Annotated in this window: 4 protein-coding genes; all 4 read right to left on the bottom strand. The window is 43.3% G+C overall.

The genetic code is table 11. The annotated features are described in order from the left end of the window. Positions 1 to 142: 142 nt before the first annotated feature. Positions 143 to 265 carry a hypothetical protein gene (locus BBBE_RS07585; protein WP_275450430.1) on the bottom strand — a complete coding sequence of 41 codons (123 nt, stop codon included), beginning with the start codon at positions 263 to 265 and terminating at the stop codon, positions 143 to 145. Continuing rightward, the gene (locus tag BBBE_RS05475; protein WP_152023195.1) at positions 246 to 977 is read right to left on the bottom strand and encodes a hypothetical protein; all 732 of its coding nucleotides are present in this window, start codon (positions 975 to 977) and stop codon (positions 246 to 248) included. The genes BBBE_RS07585 and BBBE_RS05475 overlap by 20 nt, the downstream gene beginning before the upstream one ends. 301 nt (positions 978 to 1,278) lie before the next feature. Beyond that, positions 1,279 to 1,716 (bottom strand): hypothetical protein, encoded by a 438-nt coding sequence (locus BBBE_RS05480; RefSeq protein WP_010701546.1) that lies wholly within the window; start codon positions 1,714 to 1,716, stop codon positions 1,279 to 1,281. Positions 1,717 to 1,744: 28 nt separating this feature from the next. Continuing rightward, positions 1,745 to 1,879 (bottom strand): hypothetical protein, encoded by a 135-nt coding sequence (locus BBBE_RS07590; protein ID WP_022708713.1) that lies wholly within the window; start codon positions 1,877 to 1,879, stop codon positions 1,745 to 1,747. Between the last annotated feature and the right edge of the window lie 52 nt (positions 1,880 to 1,931).

The following is a 1,931-nucleotide window of genomic DNA, read 5'->3' on the forward strand; positions in this document are numbered from 1 at the left end:
AAATTAGCCGTCCCCGTCCTCCCCACCATTATCCCCGTCCCCCCATCCTTAACCGTAATCGTTGAGTTCCCATTTATATCCACCGTCCCACTCCTCGCATGCACCCCCATTTTGAACCCCTCAATCTCCACCCCCATCAAAGTCATCGTCCCACTCTGCACATCCACCCCCGTCCCCCACTCCCCTTAATCTTCAACCTCATCACATCAATCTTCCCCGCCCCATCCATCTGTATACCAACACCATCACCCCACCCCCTTTCCATTAACAGTCATCGTCACCATCTCCCCCGCCTTCCCCACTCCCATCACAGTAGCCTTCCCCGCCCCATTCCCCGTAATTTGTATCCCCGCTTCACTACCATTATTAAAAGTCACATTCCCATCAAACCTCACCGTCCCGCCCCCATCATTAATTTTCACCTTCACCTCTTCAATCCCCTTCACCCCCTCTCCCAAAACAACCATCCCCCCCTTACTAACCTTCACTTCCCCCCTCTCAATTCCCGTCAACACCCCATTCAACGTAACAGAAGAGTTTCGACCCTCAACCTCTATCTCCTTTTTTATCGTCGCCCCCTCAACATCAACCTCCTGATTCAACGTCAGCTTCCCTCCACCATACACCTTAATCACCGGCTTACCACTCCCACTCCCATTGATAACCTTCAGCTTCTTTATTATCGTAATATCTGCCCCATTCTTAACCGTCACGGCCGCCTCCTCCCTAGAGTGCCTATCCATATTTATATTTATCTCCTCCCTACTACTACTATTCAGTATCCTTGTCCCACGACTATCACACACAATCGGCTGATCACTACTAATAGTTTTAACAACACCACTACCACCACTCCCACAATTATGTGCTTGAGCATACGCCTTTGAAGTATGAGATGTTAGAGCAAGCCCAGCCATAAGAGCGGTTGAGACAACACATAAATAAACATGATGCTTAAAAACACAACGCATAACCATAACCCACATGTTCCCCTTTAACCTGTCAGGTTAAACGAGACTAAACTATTCTAAAAAAAAGAAAACTAAAACTAAACCATACTAAAATGGCTTAAACCCCATAAAATCCTCCCAACTCTAACCCTTACCTAAAAACACCATACCCTAATATAAAACACTCTCAACACCCACAAAGCCAAAACACACATCTTCAAACAACAAACAAAACACACATAAAATCAAACATCAAACAAAGCGCCTAGACCTTAAACCATCACCTAAACCCATAAACAAAAAAAAATCTCTAAAACTAATAAATACGCTAAAATATAGAAACACAGCTAATCATAGTCACTTGAGCATTTTGAACAGCAACTCCTGTGCTAACCTTTTTCACATTTGTACCAATCAACCAGGCCCGTCCCCCATTTGCTATTTTTATTCCTTGAGCTTTTCCTGTATCATTTCCGTTAATTATTACACCTACTGCTTTAAGTTTCGCACTTTTTTCCTCAACCATGATGAACTCTGTATTATTATTACTGGTGGAGTTCATTTGCACATTACTTAAAAGGACTCTTCCCCCCTTCATCTTCAGCCCATACTCTCCCCCAAAATTAATCACCCCATTTTTCATCCACAACGACCCGTCTTGAATGGTTATTGCCTCTTTTACACCTGTTATATGTGAGTAATCGAGCATCACATACCCACCATCAGTCACATGAACACCCTGTGTTTTATTATTTCCAATGACCATAACCTTTATAGCAGCAAAATTTGCACCTTTACCTTTGACTTTGATGAAGTTTGTAGCCCTGACGCGTTTTAGTTGCCTTGCTACCCGTATAAATCATTTTGACATCCTTTAACAAAGCATACCCTGTATGAAGACTAATACCGTGCTCTCCATTAAACGTCATCCACCCTTTTCATAGAGAATTCCCCATTAATAACAGTTATACCGCTTTCACC

The sequence above is a fragment of the Bartonella bovis 91-4 genome (assembly GCF_000384965.1).
GTDB classification, from domain to species: Bacteria; Pseudomonadota; Alphaproteobacteria; order Rhizobiales; family Rhizobiaceae; genus Bartonella; species Bartonella bovis.